The following is a 24,975-nucleotide window of genomic DNA, read 5'->3' on the forward strand; positions in this document are numbered from 1 at the left end:
CTTAGCGCAGGATGATCTGCGAGAACCACAGCGTCATCAGAGCCAGCACGCCAATGATCATGGTCGTGGCATAACTGTAGATGAAGCCGGTCTGCAGCTTGCGTACCACTCTGGAGAAGGTTCCCACCAGCTTGGCTGCACCATTCACCACCAGGCCGTCGATCAGCAGCATGTCGCCCACCTTCCAGAAGAAGGTACCCAGAGCACGGGAGCCCTTGGCAAAGACTGCGAAATACAGTTCGTCCAGGTAGTACTTGTTTTCCAGAATCTGGTTCACGAAGCTGAACTTCTGCTTGATGGCAGCCGGAATCTGCGGCGCCTTCATGTAAAAGAACCAGGCAGTCACCACACCGGCCAGGGCCAGCAGGAAGGGCAGCGAAGTGAATGCGTGAACGCCCATGGCAACAGAGCCGTGGAATTCGTGAGCCAGTTCTTCCAGCGCCGGGTGTGCTTCACTGTTGATGGTGATCACGCCCTTGAAGAAGGAACCGTACAGCAGCGGCTCGATGGCGAAGAAGCCCACCAGCACCGACGGAATGGCCAGCAATACCAGCGGCAGGGTCACTACCCACGGCGACTCATGCGGCTTGTCGTTCGGACCCAGGCCATGATGGTGGTCGTGATCGTCATGACCATGATGATGGTCGTCCTTTTTCTCCATCCAGCGTTCCTTGCCATGGAAGACCAGGAAGTACATGCGGAAGGAGTAGAAGGCCGTCACGAATACACCGGCAATCACCGCGAAGTAGGCAAAACCGGCTGCCGGCAGATGCGACAGCTGTACCGCTTCGATGATGGAGTCCTTGGAGTAGAAGCCGGAGAAGAACGGAGTACCGATCAGCGCCAGCGAACCCAGCAGCGAAGTCAGCCAAGTAATCGGCATGTACTTGCGCAGGCCACCCATATTGCGCATGTCCTGGTCATGGTGCATGCCCATGATGACGGAACCGGCGCCAAGGAACAGCAAGGCCTTGAAGAATGCGTGGGTCATCACGTGGAACATGGCCACCGGGTAGGCGGAAACGCCCAGCGCAACGGTCATGTAACCCAGCTGCGACAGCGTGGAGTAAGCCACCACACGCTTGATGTCGTTCTGCACGATGCCAAGGAAGCCCATGAACAGGGCGGTGATGGAACCAGCCACCAGCACCACGTTCAGCGCAGTATCCGACATTTCAAACAGCGGGCTCATGCGCGATACCATGAAGATACCGGCAGTCACCATGGTCGCCGCGTGAATCAGCGCGGAGATCGGGGTCGGGCCTTCCATCGAATCCGGCAGCCACACGTGCAGCGGGAACTGTGCCGACTTACCCATCGCGCCGATGAACAGCAGGATGCAGGTGACGGTCAGCAGCGACCACTCACAACCCGGGATGATCTGGATGGTCTTGTGTGCCAGTGCCGGAGCCGCAGCGAATACATCGCTGTAGTTCAGCGAGCCACCGAAGTAGGCCAGTACCAGACCGATACCCAGCAGGAAACCGAAGTCACCCACGCGGTTAACCAGGAATGCCTTGAGGTTGGCATAAATGGCGGTCGGACGCTTGAACCAGAAGCCGATCAAGAGGTAGGACACCAGGCCCACTGCTTCCCAACCGAAGAACAGCTGGATGAAGTTGTTGCTCATCACCAGCATCAGCATCGAGAAGGTAAACAGCGAGATGTAGCTGAAGAAGCGCTGATAGCCCGGGTCTTCCTGCATGTAACCGATGGTGTAGACATGCACCATCAGCGACACGAAGGTCACCACGACCAGCATCATTGCTGTCAGCGAGTCCACCAGGAAGCCGACGGAGAACTCATAGCCCCCTACCGTCAGCCAGGTGTAGACCGGCGCATTGAAAACTTCAGCCTGCCCCGTGAGGAAGGCATAAAGTACCTTGAAGGACAGGGCTGCCGAGACTGCCACGCCGAGAATGGTCACGACGTGGGAAGCGCGGCGGCCGATTGCCCATCCAAACAAGCCTGCAATGATGGACCCCACCAGAGGTGAGAGCGCTATCAGCAGGTATAAGCTTTTCATATCCATGCTTGTGTGCTTTGTAGTTTGGTAACCGGTTTGCCTTAGCCCTTGAGGCTGCCCAGGTCTTCAACGTTGATGGTCCGCATATTGCGGAACAGCACCACCAGAATGGCCAAGCCAATGGCGGATTCTGCCGCTGCTACCGTCAGGATGAAGAACACGAAAATCTGGCCTGCTGTATCGGACAGGTAATGCGAGAAGGCAATGAAATTGAAATTCACTGCCAGCAGCATCAGTTCGATGGCCATCAACAGCACGATCAGGTTCTTCCGGTTCAGGAAAATCCCCAGCACGCTGATGGCAAACAGGATTGCGGCCAGCACCAGGAAGTGAGTTAGTGTCAGCACATTTCCTCCCTTATGTTGTTCGGCCGTCAGGCCTGTTGCTCACCGGACTCGGCAGTATCGGCCGCTTCCACATTTTTCTCGGCTTGCATCTTCACGATGCGTACACGGTCCTGACTGCGAACCTTGATCTGATCGCCGGCATCCACCACCTTGGTATCCTTGCGGCTACGCTGGGTCAGACCGATGGCAGCCACCATGGCCACCAGCAGCACAACCGCAGCCAGCTCGAACGGCAGCAGGTAGGTGGTGTACAGCTGACGACCCAGTACCTTCACATTGCTGGCATCGGCGGCCAGTGCGGCACCGGCTTTGTAATCAGCCAGGCCGGTATGCGGGTTGGTCAGGATCAGTACCATTTCGAAAGCCATGATGAGGCCGACAGTGGCCGCCACCGGGAAATTGCGCCAGAAACCCTCACGCAATTGCTCGATATTGATGTCCAGCATCATCACCACAAACAGGAACAGCACCATCACCGCGCCCACATAAACCAGTACCAGGGTAATGGCCAGGAACTCGGACTGCAGCAGCAGCCAGTGTCCGGAGCTGGTGAAGAAGGCCAGTACCAGATACAGCACGGCGTGTACCGGGTTCTTGGCAGTGACCACCCGAACCGCCGCAAACAGCAGAATGGCGGACAGGATGTAGAAAATAACCGTAGTCATGCTCATGAGGCCCCCTTAACGGTACTTGGCATCGGCTGCCTTGTTGGCAGCGATTTCGGCCTCATACTTGTCACCCACCGCCAACAGCATCGGCTTGGTGTAGTAGAGGTCGCCACGTTTTTCACCGTGGTATTCGAAGATGTGCGTTTCGACGATGGCGTCGACCGGGCATGCCTCTTCGCAGAAACCGCAGAAGATGCACTTGGTCAGGTCGATGTCGTAACGGGAAGTACGGCGGGTGCCGTCTTCACGCTGTTCCGACTCGATCGAGATCGCCATTGCCGGGCACACCGCCTCGCACAACTTACAGGCAATGCAACGCTCTTCACCGTTGGCGTAGCGACGCTGCGCATGCAGGCCGCGGAAGCGCGGGGAGATCGGCGTCTTCTCTTCCGGGAACTGGACGGTGATCTTGCGGGCAAAGAAATAACGCCCGGTCAGCATCAGGCCCTTGACCAGTTCCACCAGCAGGAAGGTTTTGAAAAAGTTGCGAATCGTATCCATGTTCTTTACCTATCCCCTCAGTTCCACAGCGACAGCGGGGTCATCATCCAGATACCCAGGACCAGGATCCACACCAGGGTAACCGGAATGAACACCTTCCAGCCCAGACGCATGATCTGGTCGTAGCGATAACGCGGGAATGTCGCGCGGAACCACAGGAAGCAGAACAGCACAAACGCCATCTTCGCAGCCAGCCAGAAGAAGCCACCAGCACCCAGCAGGCCCCAGCTTGCCGGGAAGGGCGATAGCCAGCCACCCAGGAACAGGATGGAAGTCAGGGCGGAAACCAGAATCATGTTGGCGTATTCGGCGAGGAAGAATACGGCGAATGCCATGCCGGAGTATTCCACGTGGAAACCGGCCACGATTTCGGATTCACCTTCGGCCACGTCAAACGGAGCACGGTTGGTTTCGGCCACACCGGAGATCAGGTAGACGATGAACAGCGGGAACAGCGGCAACCAGTTCCAGGAGAACAGCGAACCACCTGCCATGCCATGTGCCTGCTGCTTGACGATGTCAACCAGGTTCAGGCTGCTGGACACCATCAGAACGCCAACCAGTGCGAAGCCCATCGCCAGTTCGTAAGAAACGATCTGTGCGGCAGAGCGCATGGCACCAAGGAAGGAGTACTTGGAGTTACCAGCCCAGCCGGCCACGATGATGCCGTAAACACCAATCGAGGACAGCGCCAGGATGTACAGCAAGGACGCGTTGATGTTGGCCAGAACCAGCGTGTCGCTGAAGGGAACCACAGCCCAGGCCGCCAGTGCCGGGCCGATGGCCAGCACCGGAGCCAGCAGGAACAAGCCCTTGCTGGACTGCGTCGGCAGGATGATTTCCTTCATCAGCAGCTTCAGGCCGTCAGCCAGCGGCTGCAGCAGGCCCAGCGGACCAACCCGGTTAGGGCCGATACGGATCTGCATGTAGCCAATGACCTTGCGCTCGGCGTAGGTCAGATAAGCGACGGTAATCATCATCGGTGCCACGATGGCGATGATTTTCAGCAGGGTCCACACCGTGAGCCCCGCTTCATTACCGAGAATGCTTTGCAAGAACTCCATGTTTTACCCCTGTGAAAGCGCGATGGAATCGAACATGCCACCCAGACCAGCAGTCAGCGGGTGAGCTGTTGCCAGGCGCACCGTATCAGCCGGCAGACTGTCGTCGGCTTCAACCAGCACCTTCAGCTCGCCACTACCCTGACGCAACACGGCCTGGGAACCGGCCGCCACATTCAGGCTGGCCAGCACGCTGGAGTGCGCGGAGGCAACCGGCGCAGCTGCATCCGCAGTCTTCTGCAAGGACGGCGCACGGCGGCAGATGGCATCAGCCTGGTACAGCGGCACTTCGCCAATGCGCACCAGACCGGTGGTCACGGCTGCATTGATGGCCACATCGCCCAGTGCATTGCTGAGGGAGGATTCGATGGAACCCTTGGCCAGCAATTCGGCACGGACTTCTTCAGCACTGTTCTGCTCGAAGCCGGTCAGGCCCAGCATATTGCCCAGTACACGAAGCACCTTCCAGGCCGGACGGGTTTCGCCTAGCGGACGCACTACGCCGTTGAAGGACTGCAGCTTGCCTTCCATGTTGACGAAGGAACCGGCGGTCTCGGAGAACGGCGCGATCGGCAACAGCACGTCAGCGTAATCCAGCAGGCCTGCGCCCTTGTAGGCGGTCAGCGCAATCACGGTGGCGGCCTGTTTCATGGCGGCTACCGCAGCTTGCGGATTGTAGCTGTCGGACTCGACTTCGGTGTTGAGCAGGAAGTAAGCCTTGCGCGGCGCGGCAATCATTGCAGCAGCGTTCAGACCTGCAGTGGCCGCAGCACCAAAGGCGGCGCGGTGCGGCAAGGCACCAACCAGTTCAGCACCGGTGCTGTTGGCAGCTTCAGCCAGCAGGCCGAAACGTGCGCCGGTCAGCGCGGAGATTTCCTGTGCCAGCTTCAGCAGTTGGGCGAAGGCAGGATGGTGCTGCGCCACATTGCCCAGCACGATGGCAGCCGATTCGGCACCACTCAGGCTGGCGGCAATAGCTTGTGCCTCGGCACCAACAGTAACAGCAGCCAGATCAACGGCGGTTTGAGCAGACTTGAGCTCAACCACAGCCTTCAGCACCTGGGCCAGCGCGTTAACCAGCGCCAGCGGCGATACGATCAGCTTGGCATTGACTGCGGTCAGCAGCGCATCGTCAGTCACGTGGATGACGTTGAGCGCACTGCCCTTCTTCACCGCCTGACGCAGGCGGGAAGCCAGCAGCGGCTGTTCCTTGCGCTGCGTGCTGCCCACCACCAGGATGGACTTGGCCGTGGTCAGCTCGACAATGCTGGAACCCAGCCATTGCGCGCCTTGCTGGGCGGCATCGGCCGAGAAGTCGCTACGACGCAGACGGTAGTCGATGTTGTTCACACCAAAGCTGCGAGCCAGCTTTTGTGCCAGATACAGTTCTTCGGTAGTGGAGTGCGGACTGGTGAGGAAGCCGATGGCATCCTTGCCGTGATCGGCGGATACGCCGTTCAGGCCCTTGACCACGTAGGCCAGAGCGGTTTCCCAGTCGGTTTCGTGCCACTTGCCGTCAAACTTGATCATCGGCTTTTGCAGACGCTCGGCCGAATTCAGGCCCTCATACGAGAAGCGGTCGCGGTCGGCGATCCAGCATTCGTTGATGGCTTCATTTTCCAGCGGCAGTACACGCATTACTTCGTTGGATTTCACCTGAACGATCAGGTTGGAACCCAGACCATCGTGCGGGCTGACCGACTTGCGGCGGGACAGCTCCCAGGCACGGGTGGTGTAGCGGAAAGGCTTGGATGTCAGCGCGCCAACCGGGCAGAGGTCGATGACGTTACCGGAGATTTCCGAATTAACGGTCTTGCCCAGGTAGGGCATGATTTCCGAGAATTCGCTACGGTTAGCCATGCCGATTTCCTGGAAACCGCCGATTTCTTCGGTGAAGCGCACGCAGCGGGTGCAGTGGATGCAACGCGCCATTTCTTCAGCCGATACCAGCGGGCCCATGTCCTTGGCCACCACAGTGCGCTTTTCTTCCTGATAGCGCGAGGTGGAGTTGCCATAGCCCACGGCCAGATCCTGCAGCTGGCACTCGCCGCCCTGATCGCAGATCGGGCAATCCAGCGGGTGGTTGATCAGCAGGAATTCCATCACGCCGGCTTGTGCCTTCTTGGCCAGGTCGGAATGGGTATGCACCTTCATGCCGTCGGTCACCGGCGTAGCGCAGGCGGGCAGCGGCTTGGGTGCCTTTTCCACTTCAACCAGACACATGCGGCAGTTGGCAGCGATGGACAGTTTCTTGTGGTAGCAGAAGTGAGGGATGTGCGTACCCACGGAATGGGCGGCATCCATCACGGTACTGCCTTGCGGGACAGTCAGTTTTTTACCGTCGATTTCGATTTCAAGCATCGCTCAACACCATTTGTGGTCCACCAAGGGCTTCTTGTGTTCGATCAGATACTCGAACTCATTGCGGAAGTGCTTGGTGAAACTGCGAACCGGGAACACGGCAGCATCTGCCAGTGCACAGATGGTACGGCCGGCCATGTTATTGCCTACCGAATCCAGGAGCTCCAGATCACCCGGACGGCCTTCGCCGTTGGCGATGCGATGGATCACCTTGTACAGCCAGCCGGTGCCTTCGCGGCACGGCGTACACTGGCCGCAGGACTCTTCGTGATAGAAGTAGGCCAGACGCTCCAGCGCCTTCACCATGCACACATCTTCATTCATCACGATGACAGCCCCAGAACCCAGCATGGAGCCGGCCTTGGAGATGCTGTCGTAGTCCATCGTGCATTGCATCATGACATCGCCGGGCAATACCGGAGCGGACGAACCACCCGGAATCACTGCCTTCAGCTTCTTGCCATCACGCATGCCGCCTGCCATTTCCAGCAGTACCGAGAACGGGGTGCCCAGCGGAATCTCGTAATTGCCCGGACGATTCACGTGACCGGATACCGAGAACAGCTTGGTACCGCCATTGTTCGGCTTGCCCGCTTCCAGGAACTTCTGTGCACCATCACGAATGATGAAAGGCACGGAGGCGAAGGACTCGGTGTTGTTGATGGTGGTCGGCTTGCCGTACAGGCCGAAGCTGGCCGGGAACGGCGGCTTGAAGCGCGGCTGGCCTTTTTTGCCTTCCAGCGATTCGAGCAGCGCGGTTTCTTCACCGCAGATGTAGGCACCATAACCATGGTGGGCGAACAGATCGAAGCTGAAGTCGCTGCCGAGAATGTTCTTGCCCAGGAAACCAGCCTGACGGGCTTCATCCAGTGCTGCTTCGAACAGTTCGTACTCTTCGAAGATTTCACCGTGGATGTAGTTGTAGCCAGCCTTGGTACCCATGGCGTAGCCGGCGATGATCATGCCTTCGATCAGCGCATGCGGATTGAAACGCAGGATGTCGCGGTCCTTGAAAGTACCCGGTTCACCCTCGTCGGTGTTGCACACCACGTATTTGTCGCCCGGGAAAGAGCGCGGCATGAAGCTCCACTTCAGGCCGGTGGGGAAGCCCGCACCGCCACGGCCGCGCAGACCGGAATTTTTCACTTCGGCGATCACATCCTCTTGCGGCATCTTGGATTCGATGATGCGACGCAGGGCCTGGTAGCCGCCACGGGCCACGTAGGCCTCCAGCTTCCAGCAGTCCTGCGCAGAGGTGTCCACGCCGTCGAAAATCACACCATTGACGAAGATTGCCATCAGTTCAGCTCCGCCAGTTTCTTGTCGATTGCTTCGGGCGTCATGAAGCTGCACATCTTGTGGTTGTTCACCAGCAAGACCGGCGCATCGCCGCAGGCACCCATGCACTCCCCTTCCAGCAAGGTGTACTTGCCGTCAGCACTGGTTTCGCCAATGGCGATGCCAAGCTTCTTGGAGATGTACTCGGCAGCATTCACGCCACCGGACAGGGCACAGGGCAGGTTGGTACAAACGGTAATCTTGTACTTGCCCACCGGCTTCATGTCGTACATGTTGTAGAAGGTGGCGACTTCGTAAGCAGCTACCGGAGCGATATTCAGGTAGTTGGCAACGAATTCGATCACCTCGGTATTCAGGCAGCGCTCTTCCGGTGTCTTGCCGGTTTCCCGACGCTCCACCAGGGCAATGCGCAGCGCGCCCATAACCGCCGAACGAGCCTGGTCAGCCGGATACTTGGCGACTTCGCGGTCGATGGCGGCGAGTGATTGTGCGGATAGCATTAGCGGTCAATCTCCCCAAACACGATATCCTGGGTACCGATGATGGCCACCACGTCGGCAATCATGTGACCCGTTGCCATTTCATTCAGGGCTGCCAGATGGGCAAAACCCGGGGCACGGATTTTCAGTCGGTACGGTTTGTTGGCACCGTCGGATACCAGATAGATACCGAACTCACCCTTCGGATGTTCTACAGCCGCGTAGGCTTCACCTTCAGGCACATGCATGCCTTCGGTAAACAGCTTGAAGTGGTGAATCAGGTCTTCCATATTCGACTTCATGCCTTCGCGGGAAGGCGGAGCCACTTTATGGTTGTCGGTGATGACCGGGCCGGGATTGTCACGCAGCCATGCCACACATTGCTGGATGATGCGGTTGGACTGGCGCATTTCTTCCACGCGGACCAGGTAACGGTCGTAGCTGTCACCCTTCTTGCCCACCGGGATATCGAAGTCCAGACGGTCGTATACGTCGTAGGGCTGCTTCTTGCGCAGATCCCACTCGATGCCGGAACCACGCAGCATCGGGCCGGAGAAACCCAGGTTTTTGGCACGTTCCGGGCTGACCACGCCGATGTCTACGGTACGCTGCTTCCAGATACGGTTATCGGTCAGCAGGGTTTCGTATTCGTCTACGTAAGTCGGGAAACGCTTGGTGAAATCGTCGATGAAGTCCAGCATGGAACCCTTGCGGCCTTCGTTCAGGCGCGCCAGCTCCTTGGCGTTCTTGATCTTGGATACGGTGTACTGCGGCATGGAGTCCGGCAGATCACGGTATACGCCACCCGGGCGGAAGTAGGCGGCATGCATACGGGCACCGGACACGGCTTCGTAGCAGTCCATCAGGTCCTCACGCTCACGGAAAGCGTACAGGAACATGGTCATGGCGCCGATGTCGATGGCGTGAGCGCCAATCCACAGCAGGTGGTTCAGGATACGGGTGATTTCAGCAAACATCACACGGATGTATTGCGCACGCAGCGGCACTTCGATTTGCAGCAGCTTTTCGATGGCCAGGCAGTAGGCGTGCTCGTTGCACATCATGGATACGTAGTCGAGACGGTCCATATACGGCAAGGACTGGATGAAAGTCTTGCTTTCAGCCAGTTTCTCGGTACCGCGGTGCAGCAGGCCAATGTGCGGGTCGGCACGCTGGATCACTTCGCCGTCCAGCTCCAGCACCAGACGCAATACGCCGTGGGCTGCCGGGTGCTGAGGACCAAAGTTCAGCGTGTAGTTACGGATCTCAGCCACCGTAGTTCTCCTCACGAATGATGCGCGGAGTGATTTCGCGCGGTTCGATGGTGACCGGCTGGTAGATCACGCGCTGCTGGGTCGGGTCGTAACGCATTTCAACGTGACCGGACAGCGGGAAATCCTTGCGGAACGGATGGCCGACAAAGCCATAGTCGGTCAGGATGCGACGCAGGTCGGGATGACCTTCAAACACGATGCCGTACAGGTCGAACGCTTCACGTTCGAACCAGTTGGCCGCATTCCAGATGGGGTTGACCGAGGCGAGCAGCGGGAAGCTGTCATCTTCGGCAAACACGCGCAGACGGATACGGACATTGTGCTTGAGTGACAGCAGGTGATAGACGGCAGCAAAGCGCGGGCCATCCCACGGCTCGTCACGGTAGGCACTGTAGTCCATACCGCACAGGTCGATCAGTTGTTCGAAGGAAAGTTCGGCATGATCACGCAGCGTGGTGGCCACGTCGGTCAGATCTGCCGCCTTGCAGACGATGGTCAGTTCATCGAGGGCCAGCGTGCTTGAAACAAGCTTGTCGCCCAGCACACGCTCGACGACCGATCCCAGTGCTTCCATTTTCTTGGAGGCCATAAGTGCTTACCTTATCGGGCGATGGTAGAGGTGCGTTTGATCTTGTTCTGCAGCTGGATGATGCCATACAGCAGTGCTTCGGCAGTCGGCGGACAGCCCGGCACATAGACATCGACCGGCACAATGCGGTCACAGCCACGGACGACAGAATAGGAATAGTGGTAGTAACCACCACCGTTGGCACAGGAACCCATGGAGATGACCCAGCGGGGCTCTGCCATCTGGTCATACACCTTGCGCAGCGCCGGTGCCATCTTGTTGCACAACGTACCAGCCACGATCATCAGGTCAGACTGACGGGGACTGGGGCGGAAAACGATGCCGAAACGGTCCAGGTCATAACGTGCGGCACCGGCATGCATCATCTCCACCGCACAGCATGCCAGGCCAAAGGTCATGGGCCACAGCGAACCGGTTCGGGTGTAGTTGATGAGCTTGTCGGCTGTCGTGGTCACGAAGCCTTTTTCCAGAATACCTTCTACTCCCATTCCAGCGCTCCCTTTTTCCACATGTAGACGAAGCCCAGCGTCAACACCGCCAGGAACTCCACCATTACGCCAAAGCCATAGGCACCAAGTTCTTTCAGGACCACAGCCCAGGGAAACAGAAATGCAATTTCCAGATCGAACAGGATGAACAGAATGGCGATGAGGTAGTAGCGAACGTCAAACTTCATGCGTGCGTCTTCGAAGGCTTCGAATCCACACTCATAAGGAGAGAGTTTCTCAGGGTCGGGACGATTGGGTGCGAGGACCTTGCCAAGGACAATAGGACCTACGCCGACCAACAAACCGACGATGACAAACAACAGAATGGGAAAATAATTTTGCAGCATTTCCCGTACACCCCCAAAAAAAGGAGGAATTACCCTCCTTGGCTCCAAATAAAATAGGCCACCGGAATCCCGGTGGCCTATTTTTGAATGGTGGTGCCGACAGTGAGACTCGAACTCACACAGCCTACGGCCACTACCCCCTCAAGATAGCGTGTCTACCAATTTCACCATGTCGGCACTATATAACTTTACTGTCACTCCGGAATTTTTGATGTAGTACCCGAAGCTTTGCCAGTGGTTGCCCCGACCGGGATTTGCGGCGCAACTTGCTCAACCTTGCCACCCATCACACCCAGATCTGTTTTTCCGCCCCCGACAGATAAACAAGGGTGAGACTCGTGGAGAAGAATACAACCGCTGCAATTGCAGTGGTTCTACTCAAGAAATTCGCAGAACCAGACGCACCAAACAGACTACCGGAAGCGCCGCTACCGAAAGCTGCACCCATATCCGCACCCTTGCCATGCTGCATGAGGACAAGGACGATGATCGTCACTGCGGAAAGGAGGTTTATAACCCAAATAAGCGTCTTAATAAGTTCCATACTATATCAATTTTCCTGCGGCCTGGCAAATCATCCTGAATGATCCGGCGTCCAGAGATGCCCCACCAACAAGGGCTCCGTCGACATTTTCTGTCTTCAGAATTGACTCGGCATTCTCTGCCTTTACACTGCCGCCGTAGAGGACGCGAATATTAGCCGAGGGCTTGGCATTTTGCAAGCACCACGTTTTGATTGCGGTGTGAATCTCCGCAATCTGCTCCAGCGATGCCACCTTGCCGGTGCCGATCGCCCAGACGGGCTCATAAGCAATGACGTACTCGCCGTCGTTCACCTCGGACAGGATGGCCAGCTGGCTGAAAATCACCTCCAGGTACTGCCCGGACTCGCGCTCGTCCAGGGTTTCACCCACACACAGCACCGGCACCAGGCCCGCAGCCATGGCGTTGTTCATCTTGGAGAGCAAGGCCGGATTGGCCTCGCCAAAATACTGGCGGCGCTCGGAATGTCCAACCAGTGCATAGCGGCAGCCGACGTCACGGAGCATGTCGGCAGACACTTCCCCAGTAAAAGCACCGTCAGCGGCAAAGCTGCTGACATCCTGCGCCGACAATTGCAGAGACTGACCGGCAAGCTGCACGCCCAGTGCTGCCAGATAGACTGCAGGAGCAGCAACACCCACCCAGGGCTGATTGCAGACCGGATCGGCCAGCAAGGCCGCAACCAGGGATTGTGCGCTTTGCGCGCGGGTATTCATCTTCCAGTTGCCGATGATCAGCTTGCCTGCCATATCGCTTGTCTCCGTATTTGAGCTGCGGATTATATCCCCACTCGCGGTGGCGTCAAAACATCCCATACGGCTTTTCGACGACTTGTAATATTTCTGAAAACTTGGGGGGATAGGATGCGCCTCAACACTTAGCACGCCCTTACCCTAATACTCAGGAGCAAGCATGAAACAGTCTGTACGTCTGGTCGCTTCGCTGGCCTTGTCCGCCGGCTTTGTTGCTGGCGCAGCCATGGCAGCCGACATCACCGGCGCCGGCGCTACTTTCCCCTACCCCTTGTACGCTAAGTGGGCCACTTCCTACAAGGCAACCACCAGCAACAACATGAACTACCAGTCCATCGGCTCTGGTGGCGGCATCAAGCAAATCCAGTCCAAGACTGTTGATTTCGGTGCTTCCGACATGCCCTTGAAGGCTGAAGAGCTGGAAAAATCCGGCCTGACCCAGTTCCCGACCGTGATCGGTGGTGTTGTGCCGGTAATCAATGTACCTGGTATCGCCGCAGGTCAGGTAAAGTTTACCGGCCCGTTGCTGGCTGACATTTTCCTGGGCAAGGTTGCCAAGTGGAATGACCCGGCAATCGCCAGCCTGAACCCGGGCGTCAAGCTGCCGGATCAGAAAATCACCGTGGTACGTCGTTCCGACGGTTCCGGTACCAGCTTCATCTTCACCAACTACCTGTCCAAGGTTTCCAGCGAATGGTCCAGCAAGGTTGGTTCCAACACCGCCGTGAACTGGCCGACTGGTGTGGGTGGCAAGGGTAATGAAGGCGTAGCCAACTATGTAACCCGCATCAAGGGCGCCATCGGTTATGTTGAATATGCCTACGCCAAGCAAAACAAACTGACTTACGGTCAACTGAAGAATGAATCCGGCAACTTTGTTGCTCCGGACGAAAAGACCTTCAAGGCTGCCGCTGCGAATGCAGACTGGAAAAAGGCTCCTGGTTTCTACCTGATCCTTACCAATCAGCCGGGCAAGGATAGCTGGCCGATTTCCGGTGCCACTTTCATCCTGATGCACAAGAAGCAGGACAAGCCGGCACAGGGCACCGAAGTACTGAAGTTCTTCGACTGGGCTTACAAGAATGGCGACAAGACCGCACTGGATCTGGACTACATCCCGATGCCGGATAGCGTGAAGACCGTGATTCGTACCAGCTGGAAGCAGATTACCGACGCTAGCGGTAAGCCGGTCTTTAACTGATAACAATCTGGCTACAACGAATGAGCGTGCTTGTTGTGCACCTTTCAGAGAGTTGTAGCCGCAAGGCCGGGGCTTACCACCCCGGCTTTTTGTCTGAGACGCGACCGAGTATCCCTCATGGAAAAGTTCAGCAATAACCAGCAAATGCAGCGGCAACTGCTGCTAGACAATCTGTTCAGAATAGCCACGCGCTGCTTTGCCTTTCTGGTACTGGCCTTGCTGGTGGGCATTCTGATCTCCCTGATCATTGGTGCCATGCCCAGCCTGAGCAAGTTTGGCTGGGGTTTCCTGACCGATAGCGACTGGGATCCGGTAGCACAGAAATTCGGTGCACTGGTGCCGGTGTTCGGCACGCTGGCCACCTCTTTCATTGCCTTGCTGATTGGCGTGCCGGTCAGCTTCGGTATTGCGGTATTCCTGACCGAGCTGTGTCCGAATGTACTCAAGCGTCCGCTGGGTATTGCCGTCGAACTGCTGGCAGGCATTCCGTCCATCATTTACGGCATGTGGGGCCTGTTTGTGTTTGCCCCGATGTTTGCCGACCATATCCAGCCGATGCTGATTGACAACCTGGGTGACATTCCGTTGATCGGTCTGTTGTTCCAGGGTGCGCCGATGGGCATCGGTGTGTTTACTGCCGGCCTGATCCTGGCCGTGATGGTGATTCCGTTCATCGCATCCGTGATGCGTGATGTGTTTGAAGTGGTACCCACCATGCTCAAGGAATCTGCCTACGGCCTGGGCTCCACTACCTGGGAAGTCGTGCGTTACGTGGTTCTGCCCTACACCAAGACCGGTGTGGTCGGTGGCATCATGCTGGGCCTTGGCCGTGCACTGGGTGAAACCATGGCAGTGACCTTCGTCATCGGTAACTCTTCCCGTTTTGCCGTCGGCCTGTTCGAACCGGGTCAGTCGATTTCTTCCGCACTGGCCAATGAATTTGCCGAAGCCACCGGAGAATTCCACATGGCTTCGTTGATCGAGCTGGGCTTGATCCTGTTTTTCATCACCTTCGTCGTACTGGCCTGTGCCAAACTCCTGTTACTGCGCCTGCAGAAACAGGAAGGCAAGGCATCCTGACAAGGCGCCAACACCATGACCAACAGTACCATCAGCGAATCCGTGAAACTGCAGGGTCGCAGCGAAAGCAGCAGCACCATGAATACTTCGATCTATCGTCGCCGTCGCCTGGTGAATGCCTTCAACATGGGGGCCTCCACCCTTACCATGGCCTTTGGCCTGTTCTGGTTGCTGTGGATTCTGTTCACACTGCTGCAGCACGGCCTGTCCGGCCTGAGCCTGCAGGCATTCACGCAGAGCACGCCGCCACCAGGCAGCCAGGGGGGCCTCGCCAATGCCATTTACGGCAGCCTGATGATGACCTTGTTCGGCACCGTGATCGGCACACCGATCGGCATTCTGGCTGGCATCTATCTGGCGGAATTCGGTCAGCGTGGCTGGCTGGCACCCACCACCCGCTTCATCAACGACATCCTGCTGTCGGCACCGTCCATCGTGATCGGCCTGTTCGTGTATGAAGTTTATGTGGTCAGCGTTGGTCACTTCTCCGGCTGGGCTGGTGCCTTCGCGCTGGCCCTGCTGGTGATTCCGGTAGTAGTGCGTACCACCGAAAACATGCTGCGCCTGGTTCCCAACACCCTGCGTGAAGCTGCTGCAGCACTGGGCACGCCGCAATGGAAAATCACCCTGTATGTGACGCTGCGTTCGGCCAAGGCCGGGGTGCTGACCGGCATCTTGCTGGCGGTGGCACGGATTTCCGGTGAAACCGCACCGCTGCTGTTTACTGCCCTGAACAACCAGTTCTTCAACAACAACATGAACCAGCCGATGGCCAACCTGCCCATCGTGATTTTCCAGTTCGCCATGAGCCCGTACGAAGACTGGCACACCCTGGCCTGGACTGGTGCTTTGCTGATTACCCTGAGCGTGCTGACGCTTAATATCCTTGCCCGCTGGATGGGCAGCCAGAAAACCCAATCGCATTAAGGCATGACGACAATGGCTGATAACAACGTCAAGCTTCAGGTCAAGAATCTGAACTTCTTTTACGGTAATTTCCACGCATTGAAGAACATCAATCTGGAGATTGCACCGCGCATGGTCACGGCCTTCATCGGCCCTTCCGGCTGTGGCAAATCCACCCTGCTGCGCACCTTCAACCGCATGTACGAGCTGTATCCGGGCCTGCGTTCGGAAGGCGAAATCCTGCTGGACGGGCATAACATCCTGGGCCGCGATGTGGATATCAACCTCTTGCGCGCCAAGGTGGGCATGGTGTTCCAGAAGCCCACTCCGTTCCCGATGTCCATCTACGACAACATTACCTTCGGGGTGAAGTTGTACGAAAAACTGGCCAAGACCGAGATGGACGACCGCGTGGAATGGGCCTTGCGCAAGGCTGCGCTGTGGGATGAGGTGAAGGACAAGCTGAAGCAATCCGGCAACTCGCTGTCCGGTGGCCAGCAACAGCGTCTGTGCATTGCACGTGCCGTGGCATCCCGCCCGGAGGTATTGCTGCTGGATGAACCGACGTCGGCACTGGACCCGATTTCCACCGCCCACATCGAAGAACTCATTCATGAACTGAAAGAGGACTACACCATCGCCATCGTGACCCACAACATGCAGCAGGCGGCGCGGGTTTCCGATTTCACCGCCTACATGTATCTGGGTGAACTGGTGGAGTTTGGCGAAACCGACAACATCTTCACCGCGCCCAAACAAAAGGCCACCGAGGATTACATCACCGGCAAGTTCGGCTGATCCGCCATTCTCGGCCCCCGCAACTGGTTTATCCAGGGCGGGGGCTTTTGCATTCCGCCCCATTTTGCCCGCCATTATTCCAGATGATTTTGGCTTGGGACGCCTGAAAAAACCGGCGAAAACAGACACCTGTCAAGCAAGCTGTCAGTTGCGCAGCGGGAAAACGACAAGCCGGTTTTTTTTTGGTTCATTTACTTGACGCACGAAGGTCTGGACACAACAATCCCGGCTTTCCTTAACACGATTTTCATGATCATGCTGGACCTCTTTGCAGGGCTGGACACCCATGTGGCCATCACCCTGATCTTGTCGCTGGGCTTTGTCCTGGCCTTCGAGTTCATCAACGGTTTCCACGATACGGCCAACGCTGTTGCCACCGTCATTTACACTCAATCGATGAAGCCACGCCTGGCGGTATTTGCCTCCGGTGTTTTCAACTTTCTGGGTGTTCTGACCGGGGGGCTGGCGGTTGCCTATGCCATTGTTCATTTGCTGCCGGTTGATTTGCTGGTATCAGTCAATACCGCCCGTGGCATGGCCATGGTGTTTGCCTTGCTGACTGCTGCCATTGCCTGGAATCTGGGTACCTGGTATTTCGGTTTGCCAGCTTCCAGCTCGCACACCCTGATCGGCGCCATCCTCGGCGTTGGCCTGGCCAATTGCCTGATCAACGGCACCCCTCTGTCGCAGGGCGTGAACTGGGGCAAGGCCATCGATGTGGGTTTGTCGCTGTTGTGCTCGCCGCTGGTCGGTGCACTGCTGTCCGGTCTGCTGGTGATTGCCCTGCGCCGCTCCCGTCCGCAAAGCAATATGCACAAGACGCCCTTCCAGCGTCAGCAGGTGGAAGGCCGCAAGCATCCACCGTTCTGGATGCGCTTCATGCTGATCGTCAGCTCCATGGGTGTCAGCTTCTCGCACGGTTCCAATGACGGCCAGAAGGGTGTCGGCCTGATCATGCTGGTTCTCATTGGCATTGTCCCGGCCAAATACGTGCTGAATCTGGACAGTACTCCTTACCAGATCGAACGCACCCGTGACGCGGCCCTGCATTTGCAGCAGTTCTACAATCGTCACCAGACCGCGCTGGACGCCATGTTCAAGCCATCGGCGGCAGGCAGCAATGTGCATGACTGTCGCCGCGTGACACCTTGCGCACTGCCGACAACCTGATTACTGCATTGGGCGATGGCAGCACCTATCGCAACCTGCCGGATAGCAAGCGCTGGGATGTACGTACCGACCTGCTGTGTCTGGATGATGCAGCCAAGAAGGCCGGCTCGCTGCCTAACCTGAGTGCGGATGACAAGCAGCTGCTGAGTAATCTGCGCAAGGACCTGACCGTTACCACCGAATACGCGCCCACTTGGGTGATCATTGCCGTGGCGCTGGCGCTGGGCGGCGGCACTATGATTGGCTGGCGTCGCGTGGTGAAGACTGTCGGCGAAGGCATTGGCAAGAAGGACATGACCTACGCTCAGGGCATGTCGGCACAGCTGACTGCGGCGGTCTCCATTGGTCTGGCCAGTCAGTTTGGCCTGCCGGTTTCCACCACCCATGTTTTGTCCAGCGGCGTGGCGGGCACCATGGTGGCTGACAAGGCCGGCCTGCAATGGTCGACCGTGCGCTCCATCCTGCTGGCCTGGTTGTTTACCATGCCGGTTGCCATGCTGCTGTCGGGCAGCCTGTACTACCTGGCCAGCAACTGGCTCAAGTAAGCCCTGTTGCTTCGACATTGCCTGAAAAGCCGCCAGAGGGCGGCTTTTTCTATGATGGGCATCATGATCTGTAGAGTTTGATCATGATCAAACAGCAAACAAAACACCATTGATTCGTTATTTAATTATTTGCTAATATTAACTCGCTTCATCATGGTTTCTCCTTTGTTGTTTGCAGCAATCCCTTGACGCCTCATTCCAGTCGGAATGGGGCGCTTTTTTGGCTGATGGCAGGAAAAACAGCAAACCGGGGGACTTCAGGCCTTGAGGTATTGCTCGCGTCCGGACAGCCAGCGTTCCAGATGCGCCTCTGCCGCTTCCGGCCAGCGTTGCAGTACTTCTGGTGCCAGCTCACGGGCTGCTTCCAGCAGCTCGATATCTTCTTCCAGGTTGGCAAAACGCAACATCGGCACACCGCTTTGCCGTGCACCGAGAAACTCACCCGGCCCGCGTATCAGCAAATCCTGCCGGGCAATCTCGAAGCCATCCACATTCTCGTAAATCACTTTCAGGCGCGCCTTGGCCAGCTCTGACAGTGGATTCTCAAACAGCAGCATGCAGACACTGCGTGCGCTGCCGCGCCCAACCCGACCACGCAGCTGGTGCAACTGCGACAAGCCCATGCGCTCGGCGTGTTCAATCACCATCAGGCTGGCATTGGGCACATCCACGCCAACTTCAATGACGGTGGTAGCCACCAGTACATGCAGCTCCCGACTGGTAAAAGCAGCCATCACCGCTGCTTTTTCGTCCGGCTTCATGCGGCCATGCACCAGGCCAACTTTCCACTGTGCCAGCTGGGCGGCCAGCACCCGATGGGTATCCACCGCTGTTTGCAATTGCAAGGTTTCCGACTCTTCAATCAAGGGACATACCCAGTACACCTGCTGGCCTTCGCTGCAGGTCTTGTGGACATAGTCGATGACTTCTTCGCGCCGGCTGCTGTTGATCAGCTTGGTGACGATGGGGGTGCGGCCCGGTGGCAATTCATCAATGACGGACACATCCAGATCGGCATAGAAGCTCATGGCCAGAGTACGCGGTATCGGCGTGGCCGACATCATCAGCTGATGGGGCTCCTGCCCCTTTTGCTTGAGTGCCAGCCGCTGCCCGACACCAAAGCGGTGTTGCTCGTCTACAATGACCAGCCCCAGCCGGGAAAAGCTGACGCCATCCTGAAACAAGGCATGGGTGCCAACTGCCAGTTGGGCTTCGCCATTGGCCATCTGTAGCAGCGACTGCTCCTTCTGCTTTTTGCGCAGACTGCCGGATAACCAGCATACGGTCAGTCCCAGCGGCTCCAGCCAGCCGGACAGCTTGCGGTAATGCTGCTCTGCCAGGATTTCGGTGGGTGCCATCAGCGCCACCTGAAAACCGGCCTCAATGGCGGTCAGCGCCGCCAGAGCAGCCACCACCGTCTTGCCGCTGCCCACATCTCCCTGCAGCAAACGATGCATGGGGTGCGACTGCGCCAGGTCGGCATCGATTTCAGCCAGTACTTTTTGCTGTGCACGGGTCAGCGCAAAGGGCAGCGTGGCCAACATGGCTTGTCGCAGCTGGCCATTGCCCCGGATGGCGGCTGCCTGCCCTTGCCGGCGGGCGCGATAGGCCAGCCGCATGGAAAGCTGTTGTGCCATCAGTTCGTCGAATTTCAGCCGCTGCCATGCCGGCAGGCCTGGCTCGGACAGCTGGCTGGCACTGTATTCCGGCGGCGGAGAATGCAAGAGCTGCACGGCATCGGCGAAGCTTTGCAGGCCCAGCCGGGCCATCACCGGCTCTGGCAAGGTTTCCGGCAGCGGCAAGGCCTTGAGTTCCTGGCGGATGAGCTTGCGCAGCATGGGCTGGGTGACGCCATTGACCGTGGGATAGACCGGTGTCAGGCTTTCCGCCAGCGGGCTGCCTTCGACCACCTCGCGGGTTTTGGGATGCACCATCTCGTCGCCATGAAAGCCACGACGGATTTCGCCCATGGCGCGAATCAACACACCATCGGCAAATTGCTTGAGCTGGCTGGGATAAAAATGGATGAAGCGCAATACCAGCACGCCGCTGGCATCCTCCAGGCGTACCATCAACTGCTTGCGCGGGCGGAACTGCACTTCATGACTGATGACCCGTCCTTCCACCAGTACAGGCTGCCCATACGGAGCAGCGCCAATCGGATAGAGATGGGTTTCGTCTTCGTAACGCAATGGCAGGTGCAAGACCAGATCGAGGCGACGGCGCAGGCCGAGCTTGTCCAGCTTCTTGGCCAGAGCGGGGGCCACATTCAGTGGCTGGTTGGCGAGGTCGTTGGCGTGGGTCATCAACAGCGATTGTAACCAAAAAACAGGGCGGCGCACCGCCCTGGTACGCCGCCCTGCCCTGTCCTTGCCGCTGAATGCTTACTGGCGTTCCCACACCTGGGTGCGGCCCAGCAGCGAAACGCCCAGGAAGCCGCGTACTTCAAGCTTCTTGCCGCCGTCCACCAGTTTCATCTTGGCGCTGTATACCTTGCCATTGTGCGGGTCCAGAATCTTGCCGTTGGCCCAGGTATCGCCGTCCTTCTTCAGGCCCCACAGAATGGTCATGCCGTTGACCGGCTTGCCCTTGCGCTCGCCATCACACGCTTCGCACACCACATCCGGATTCTGGAACAACTTGACGATCTTGCCGGACAATTCGCCATTGGCACCTTCGGCGATCTGCACCACGGCCTTGGCCTGCTTGGTGTCGTCGTCGATGGTTTTCCAGCTGCCAATCGGGCTGTCAGCCCATGCGGCGTGGGACAGCGCCATGAATCCGACCGCCGCCACAGCGGCTTTCCACAATGTGCTCATGATGTTTTTCCTCGTGTTGTTTGTCTTATTGAAACGCTAGTTTGAAGCTTGGACTCTAGGATGCCAAGGGCTTGGTCAACCGTCAAGCATGGCTCCGGCTCACAAGACAAATTCGCCACGCGCCAAAGGAATGACGCAACCGCCGACATAAATACGACGCTGCTCATCCACCGTCAAGTGCAATACATTGGGGCGTTGCAGCACTGCCCCCTGCTCCACCCGCCATTGCACAGGATAGGTCTGATGCAGGCTGCACCAGCCACCCAGATTGGCGCAGGCCGAGCCGGTACCCGGGTCTTCCAGCACCACGCCGTCCTGTTCATAAAACAGGCGCACCGTGGCAAGGTTGTTGGACACGTGCCACAGATAGGCCACGCTGCGACCGGGATAGAGGCAGGCGTCCCGGACAAACAGTGCCGGGTCTGGCCGGGCGGCCAGAACGGCCTCTGCACTAGCTGCGCGGATCAGCAATTGCTCGCTGCCGGTATCCAGCCAGCTGGGGGCTGCGGCAATGGCCGCAGCTGGCAGGCGCAACATGGCGGCGGCAGCCTCGATGGTCAGCTCAGCAGCGCGCTCCCTGGCAGGATTGGCCTGCAAGATGAACTGCCCGTCCTGATGCCGGATCGGAATCACCCCTGCATTGGTTTCCAGCGCAAAGTTCTCGCCCAATTGCCGCTGGTGATACAGCACGGCTGCCGCACCGATGGTTGGGTGTCCGGCAAACGGCAGTTCGTGGGCTGGCGTAAAAATGCGCAAGCGCGCATCAGCCTCGGTGGAGGGAAAGACAAAAACCGTCTCGGACAAATTCATCTGCCGTGCCAGTGCCTGCATGGTTGCATCCGACAGCGCTTGCGCAGCGGTAAATACTGCCAGCGGATTACCGCCAAACGTGGTTTCGGCAAAGACATTGACGATTTCAAACGGTAAACCGGACATGCACCTCTCCCATCAGCTTGAACAACGGGCATCCTGCAAGTCTTGTTGCAGCTTGGCAAGCTGACGCTGGAAACGCTTTGTTTGCTTGGCAGAACGGCTGTGCGTCAGGTTTTGCCGCGCACGCTGTTCACGGGTCTGCAGGCTGGCACATGACTTGGCGGATCGCTGCCGGGATGGCGCGGGAGTCAGCGTACGCTTTGGCTTGCCACTCTCTTCCGCCACCAAGACCTGACGGCCATGAATCTGGTAATACTCCCGACTGACCAGACTGAAGCTGCCCGGCCGCATCAACTGCGCCTGATGCCCCGCAGGACAGGGGTGATCCTGATACAGGATCTGCCTTTGCGGGCCCAGGCACTTGAATACCTGGGCCGATACGGGCAATGCACACAACAGCAACGCCAGATAGCCATGACACCACATGAGTCATCTCCAGGAAGCAAAGCGGACTGGAGATGAAACGGGATTTCCCTTGCCGTGGCTGCCGGACCAACTGGCAGTTGCCTGAAATGCAAACAGGCGACCGTAGTCGCCTGCTGCAGTCACTGCACGGGCAAACAATCAGCCCAGGAACAGCACGGCTTCGGCTTCAACCTGCACACCCTTGGGCAGGCTGGCCACGCCAACGGCGGCACGCGCCGGGTAAGGCTGGCTGAAGTACTGGCCCATGATTTCGTTGAAAGTAGCGAAATTGGACAGGTCGGTCAGGTAGGCATTGAGCTTGACGATCTGGTCCAGGCTGCCGCCCGCGGCTTCGCACACGGCTTTCAGGTTCTTGAATACCTGATGGGTTTCGGCCGCGAAACCACCTTCCACCACGGTCATGGTGGCCGGGTCCAGCGGAATCTGGCCGGACAGGTAAACGGTGTTGCCAGCCTTTACGGCTTGGGAGTAAGCACCGATGGCGGCCGGAGCGTGTTCGGTATGGATGATTTCTTTGGTCATTTACTGGTCTCCATCCCTGAGAAACAGGGTTAACAGGTCATTGAGAAAACGTTGCCCCTGCAAAGTGGGGCGAATGGTGGTGGCATCCTGTTCCAGCAATCCTTGCTGGATGGCCTGCTGCAATTCATTCCGGATACAGGATACAGGCAAACCGGTACGCTCGGTGAACAGGCGCGTTTCAAAGCCGCCGGTCAGCCGCAACAGATTCATCATGAACTCGAACGGCAGTTCGTCGCGCGCCACCTTGCGGCTGCTTTGCACCGGCTGGCCGTTGGCCACTGCCTGGATATAGGCCGCAGGCTGCTTGTGGCGCATTTCCCGCACGATGCCCTCATGGCTGCTGATCTTGCCGTGCGCGCCGGCACCAATGCCCAGGTAGTCACCAAACTGCCAGTAATTGACGTTATGGCGGCTGCGCTTGCCGGGCCGGGCAAAGGCCGAGGTTTCGTAATGCTCGAAACCGGCAGCGGCCAGTCGCGCTTCGATGGCATCCTGCATGTCGGCTGACACTTCGTCATCCGGCAGGTTTTGCGGCGTGCGCACAGCGTACAGCGTGTTGGGCTCGATGGTGAGGTGATAAGCCGACAGATGAGTGATGCCATGCGACAAGGCGGTGTCGATATCCTGCAGTGCCTGTTCCAGCGTCTGACCGGGCAAGGCGTACATCAGGTCGAGGTTGACGTTGTCGAAGCAGGACAGCGCGATGTCGATGGCACGGCGCGCCTCGTCACCATCATGAATCCGTCCCAGCACTTGCAGATGCTGCGGATTAAAGCTCTGGATGCCGATGGACAGGCGGTTGATACCGGCCTCACGGTAGCCACGGAATTTTTCCGCTTCAAAGGTGCCGGGGTTGGCTTCCATGGTGATTTCCGCCTCCGGCGACAGCCGCAGCCGGGCGCGAATGCCCGCCAGCAGGGTGTCCATGGCCTGCGCCGAAAACAGGCTGGGCGTACCGCCACCCATGAAGATGGTGCTGACGCTACGGCCCCAGATGGCGGGCAGGCTGTATTCCAGATCGCGCAGCAGGGTTTCCACATAGGCCATTTCATCGAAACCACCACTGGCGACGCCAGCTTGCGGGTTCCACTGTACGGTCTGGCCGCTACCGCTTTTCAGCTCGTGCGAGTTGAAATCGCAATACGGGCATTTGCGCACGCACCAGGGGAAATGGATGTAGAGCGACAGCGGCGGCAGTTCACGCAGGCCGCCCTTCAGCCCGGACAGGTCAATCACGCTCATGCCAGCTCACGCAGTTTGCCCAGCATAGCCTGCATGGCCTTGCCGCGATGGCTGACACGGTTCTTGTCCTCGGCCGCCAGCTGGGCCACGGTGCAGCCGAATTCCGGCAGGTAAAAGTAGGGGTCGTAACCGAAGCCACCCTCGCCTGCTGCGGTATCCTGCACTTCGCCCAGCCACATGCCATCGGCCACCAGCGGTTGCGGGTCGTCGGCATGGCGTACCAGTACCAGCACGCAGTAATACCAGGCGCGGCGATTGTCCTTGCCTTGCAGCTTTTCGATCAGCTTGGCGTTATTGCGCTCGTCCGACTTGGGCTCGCCAGCATAGCGGGCCGACAACACACCGGGCTTGCCGCCCAGCGCTTCCACGCAGATGCCGGAATCGTCGGCCAGCGCCGGCAAACCGGTGACATGACTGGCATGACGGGCCTTTTCCAGCGCATTTTCCAGAAAGGTGTAATGCGGCTCCGGGCATTCCGGCACATTGAGTTGCCCTTGCGGGATGACGGTGACACCCAGCGGTGCCAGCAGGGCGGAAAATTCACGCAGCTTGCCAGCGTTATTGCTGGCGAGAACCAGTTTGTCGAACATGTGGATTC

General features: G+C 58.1%; 27 protein-coding genes and 1 tRNA gene. 6 read left to right on the forward strand and 22 right to left on the reverse strand.

Features of this window, described 5'->3' with window-relative positions; translation table 11 throughout:
• Window position 1 precedes the first annotated feature (1 nt).
• From nuoL to tpiA, 15 genes are all read right to left on the reverse strand, one after another.
• Entirely contained in the window at window positions 2-2,032 is a 2,031-nt protein-coding gene (gene nuoL / locus AWT75_RS01305) for an NADH-quinone oxidoreductase subunit L (RefSeq protein ID WP_062786405.1), read from the reverse strand.
• Window positions 2,033-2,067: 35 nt separating this feature from the next.
• A complete protein-coding gene (gene nuoK, locus AWT75_RS01310; RefSeq protein ID WP_045847642.1) occupies window positions 2,068-2,373 on the reverse strand; it encodes an NADH-quinone oxidoreductase subunit NuoK in 306 nt (101 codons plus the stop codon).
• 26 nt (window positions 2,374-2,399) lie between these two features.
• Window positions 2,400-3,044: an NADH-quinone oxidoreductase subunit J gene (locus tag AWT75_RS01315; RefSeq protein ID WP_062786408.1), complete on the reverse strand. Its 645-nt coding sequence runs from the start codon at window positions 3,042-3,044 to the stop codon at window positions 2,400-2,402.
• Between the two features lie 9 nt (window positions 3,045-3,053).
• Window positions 3,054-3,533, reverse strand: coding sequence for an NADH-quinone oxidoreductase subunit NuoI (gene nuoI, locus AWT75_RS01320; RefSeq protein WP_197077215.1), 480 nt, complete (start codon window positions 3,531-3,533; stop codon window positions 3,054-3,056).
• Window positions 3,534-3,559: 26 nt separating this feature from the next.
• Window positions 3,560-4,606: an NADH-quinone oxidoreductase subunit NuoH gene (gene nuoH / locus AWT75_RS01325; protein WP_045847645.1), complete on the reverse strand. Its 1,047-nt coding sequence runs from the start codon at window positions 4,604-4,606 to the stop codon at window positions 3,560-3,562.
• Window positions 4,607-4,609: 3 nt separating this feature from the next.
• Window positions 4,610-6,964, reverse strand: a complete 2,355-nt coding sequence (nuoG, locus tag AWT75_RS01330; RefSeq protein WP_062786411.1) for an NADH-quinone oxidoreductase subunit NuoG — start codon at window positions 6,962-6,964, stop codon at window positions 4,610-4,612.
• Between the two features lie 3 nt (window positions 6,965-6,967).
• Window positions 6,968-8,263, reverse strand: a complete 1,296-nt coding sequence (gene nuoF, locus AWT75_RS01335) for an NADH-quinone oxidoreductase subunit NuoF (protein WP_045847647.1) — start codon at window positions 8,261-8,263, stop codon at window positions 6,968-6,970.
• On the reverse strand, window positions 8,263-8,763 hold the full coding sequence (gene nuoE / locus AWT75_RS01340) for an NADH-quinone oxidoreductase subunit NuoE (RefSeq protein ID WP_045847648.1): 501 nt from the start codon (window positions 8,761-8,763) through the stop codon (window positions 8,263-8,265). Before nuoE ends, nuoF begins: the two co-directional genes overlap by 1 nt.
• On the reverse strand, window positions 8,763-10,016 hold the full coding sequence (locus AWT75_RS01345) for an NADH-quinone oxidoreductase subunit D (RefSeq protein ID WP_045847649.1): 1,254 nt from the start codon (window positions 10,014-10,016) through the stop codon (window positions 8,763-8,765). Before AWT75_RS01345 ends, nuoE begins: the two co-directional genes overlap by 1 nt.
• Entirely contained in the window at window positions 10,009-10,605 is a 597-nt protein-coding gene (locus AWT75_RS01350) for an NADH-quinone oxidoreductase subunit C (RefSeq protein ID WP_062786415.1), read from the reverse strand. The genes AWT75_RS01345 and AWT75_RS01350 overlap by 8 nt, the downstream gene beginning before the upstream one ends.
• A gap of 11 nt (window positions 10,606-10,616) precedes the next feature.
• Window positions 10,617-11,093, reverse strand: a complete 477-nt coding sequence (locus AWT75_RS01355) for a NuoB/complex I 20 kDa subunit family protein (RefSeq protein WP_045847651.1) — start codon at window positions 11,091-11,093, stop codon at window positions 10,617-10,619.
• On the reverse strand, window positions 11,084-11,440 hold the full coding sequence (locus tag AWT75_RS01360) for an NADH-quinone oxidoreductase subunit A (protein WP_045847652.1): 357 nt from the start codon (window positions 11,438-11,440) through the stop codon (window positions 11,084-11,086). Before AWT75_RS01360 ends, AWT75_RS01355 begins: the two co-directional genes overlap by 10 nt.
• A gap of 91 nt (window positions 11,441-11,531) precedes the next feature.
• Window positions 11,532-11,617 (reverse strand) — tRNA-Leu (locus AWT75_RS01365).
• Window positions 11,618-11,726: 109 nt separating this feature from the next.
• Entirely contained in the window at window positions 11,727-11,984 is a 258-nt protein-coding gene (gene secG / locus AWT75_RS01370; protein WP_153013204.1) for a preprotein translocase subunit SecG, read from the reverse strand.
• A gap of 1 nt (window position 11,985) precedes the next feature.
• Window positions 11,986-12,732: a triose-phosphate isomerase gene (gene tpiA / locus AWT75_RS01375; RefSeq protein ID WP_082695896.1), complete on the reverse strand. Its 747-nt coding sequence runs from the start codon at window positions 12,730-12,732 to the stop codon at window positions 11,986-11,988.
• 163 nt (window positions 12,733-12,895) lie between these two features.
• Here tpiA and pstS point away from each other — a divergent pair, with 163 nt between their 5' ends.
• The 6 genes from pstS to AWT75_RS22500 all read left to right on the forward strand — a co-directional run bounded on the left by pstS (window position 12,896) and on the right by AWT75_RS22500 (window position 18,435).
• Window positions 12,896-13,936, forward strand: coding sequence for a phosphate ABC transporter substrate-binding protein PstS (pstS, locus tag AWT75_RS01380; RefSeq protein WP_045847654.1), 1,041 nt, complete (start codon window positions 12,896-12,898; stop codon window positions 13,934-13,936).
• 117 nt (window positions 13,937-14,053) lie between these two features.
• Window positions 14,054-15,016, forward strand: coding sequence for a phosphate ABC transporter permease subunit PstC (pstC, locus tag AWT75_RS01385; protein ID WP_045847655.1), 963 nt, complete (start codon window positions 14,054-14,056; stop codon window positions 15,014-15,016).
• Between the two features lie 15 nt (window positions 15,017-15,031).
• Window positions 15,032-15,943, forward strand: a complete 912-nt coding sequence (pstA, locus tag AWT75_RS01390) for a phosphate ABC transporter permease PstA (protein WP_062786418.1) — start codon at window positions 15,032-15,034, stop codon at window positions 15,941-15,943.
• A 12-nt stretch (window positions 15,944-15,955) separates the two neighbouring features.
• The gene (gene pstB / locus AWT75_RS01395) at window positions 15,956-16,720 is read left to right on the forward strand and encodes a phosphate ABC transporter ATP-binding protein PstB (RefSeq protein ID WP_045847657.1); all 765 of its coding nucleotides are present in this window, start codon (window positions 15,956-15,958) and stop codon (window positions 16,718-16,720) included.
• A 255-nt stretch (window positions 16,721-16,975) separates the two neighbouring features.
• The gene (locus tag AWT75_RS22495; protein ID WP_239689415.1) at window positions 16,976-17,890 is read left to right on the forward strand and encodes an inorganic phosphate transporter; all 915 of its coding nucleotides are present in this window, start codon (window positions 16,976-16,978) and stop codon (window positions 17,888-17,890) included.
• Complete coding sequence (locus AWT75_RS22500; RefSeq protein ID WP_239689416.1) at window positions 17,869-18,435, forward strand: inorganic phosphate transporter; 567 nt, start codon at window positions 17,869-17,871, stop codon at window positions 18,433-18,435. Before AWT75_RS22495 ends, AWT75_RS22500 begins: the two co-directional genes overlap by 22 nt.
• 257 nt (window positions 18,436-18,692) lie before the next feature.
• Here the strand turns inward: AWT75_RS22500 and recG are convergent, their stop codons facing one another.
• The 7 genes from recG to rdgB form a co-directional block, all read right to left on the reverse strand.
• A complete protein-coding gene (recG, locus tag AWT75_RS01405; protein WP_062786422.1) occupies window positions 18,693-20,741 on the reverse strand; it encodes an ATP-dependent DNA helicase RecG in 2,049 nt (682 codons plus the stop codon).
• A gap of 78 nt (window positions 20,742-20,819) precedes the next feature.
• On the reverse strand, window positions 20,820-21,254 hold the full coding sequence (locus tag AWT75_RS01410; RefSeq protein ID WP_045847659.1) for a DUF2147 domain-containing protein: 435 nt from the start codon (window positions 21,252-21,254) through the stop codon (window positions 20,820-20,822).
• A 99-nt stretch (window positions 21,255-21,353) separates the two neighbouring features.
• Window positions 21,354-22,190 carry a PhzF family phenazine biosynthesis protein gene (locus AWT75_RS01415; RefSeq protein WP_062786425.1) on the reverse strand — a complete coding sequence of 279 codons (837 nt, stop codon included), beginning with the start codon at window positions 22,188-22,190 and terminating at the stop codon, window positions 21,354-21,356.
• 12 nt (window positions 22,191-22,202) lie between these two features.
• Complete coding sequence (locus AWT75_RS01420; protein WP_062786429.1) at window positions 22,203-22,613, reverse strand: DUF4124 domain-containing protein; 411 nt, start codon at window positions 22,611-22,613, stop codon at window positions 22,203-22,205.
• A gap of 138 nt (window positions 22,614-22,751) precedes the next feature.
• The gene (locus AWT75_RS21965) at window positions 22,752-23,135 is read right to left on the reverse strand and encodes a RidA family protein (RefSeq protein ID WP_045847662.1); all 384 of its coding nucleotides are present in this window, start codon (window positions 23,133-23,135) and stop codon (window positions 22,752-22,754) included.
• Window positions 23,136-24,377, reverse strand: a complete 1,242-nt coding sequence (gene hemW, locus AWT75_RS01430; RefSeq protein WP_062786433.1) for a radical SAM family heme chaperone HemW — start codon at window positions 24,375-24,377, stop codon at window positions 23,136-23,138.
• Complete coding sequence (rdgB, locus tag AWT75_RS01435) at window positions 24,374-24,967, reverse strand: RdgB/HAM1 family non-canonical purine NTP pyrophosphatase (protein ID WP_062786441.1); 594 nt, start codon at window positions 24,965-24,967, stop codon at window positions 24,374-24,376. The genes hemW and rdgB overlap by 4 nt, the downstream gene beginning before the upstream one ends.
• Between the last annotated feature and the right edge of the window lie 8 nt (window positions 24,968-24,975).

The sequence above is a fragment of the Aquitalea pelogenes genome (assembly GCF_001515305.1).
GTDB lineage: Bacteria > Pseudomonadota > Gammaproteobacteria > Burkholderiales > Chromobacteriaceae > Aquitalea > Aquitalea pelogenes.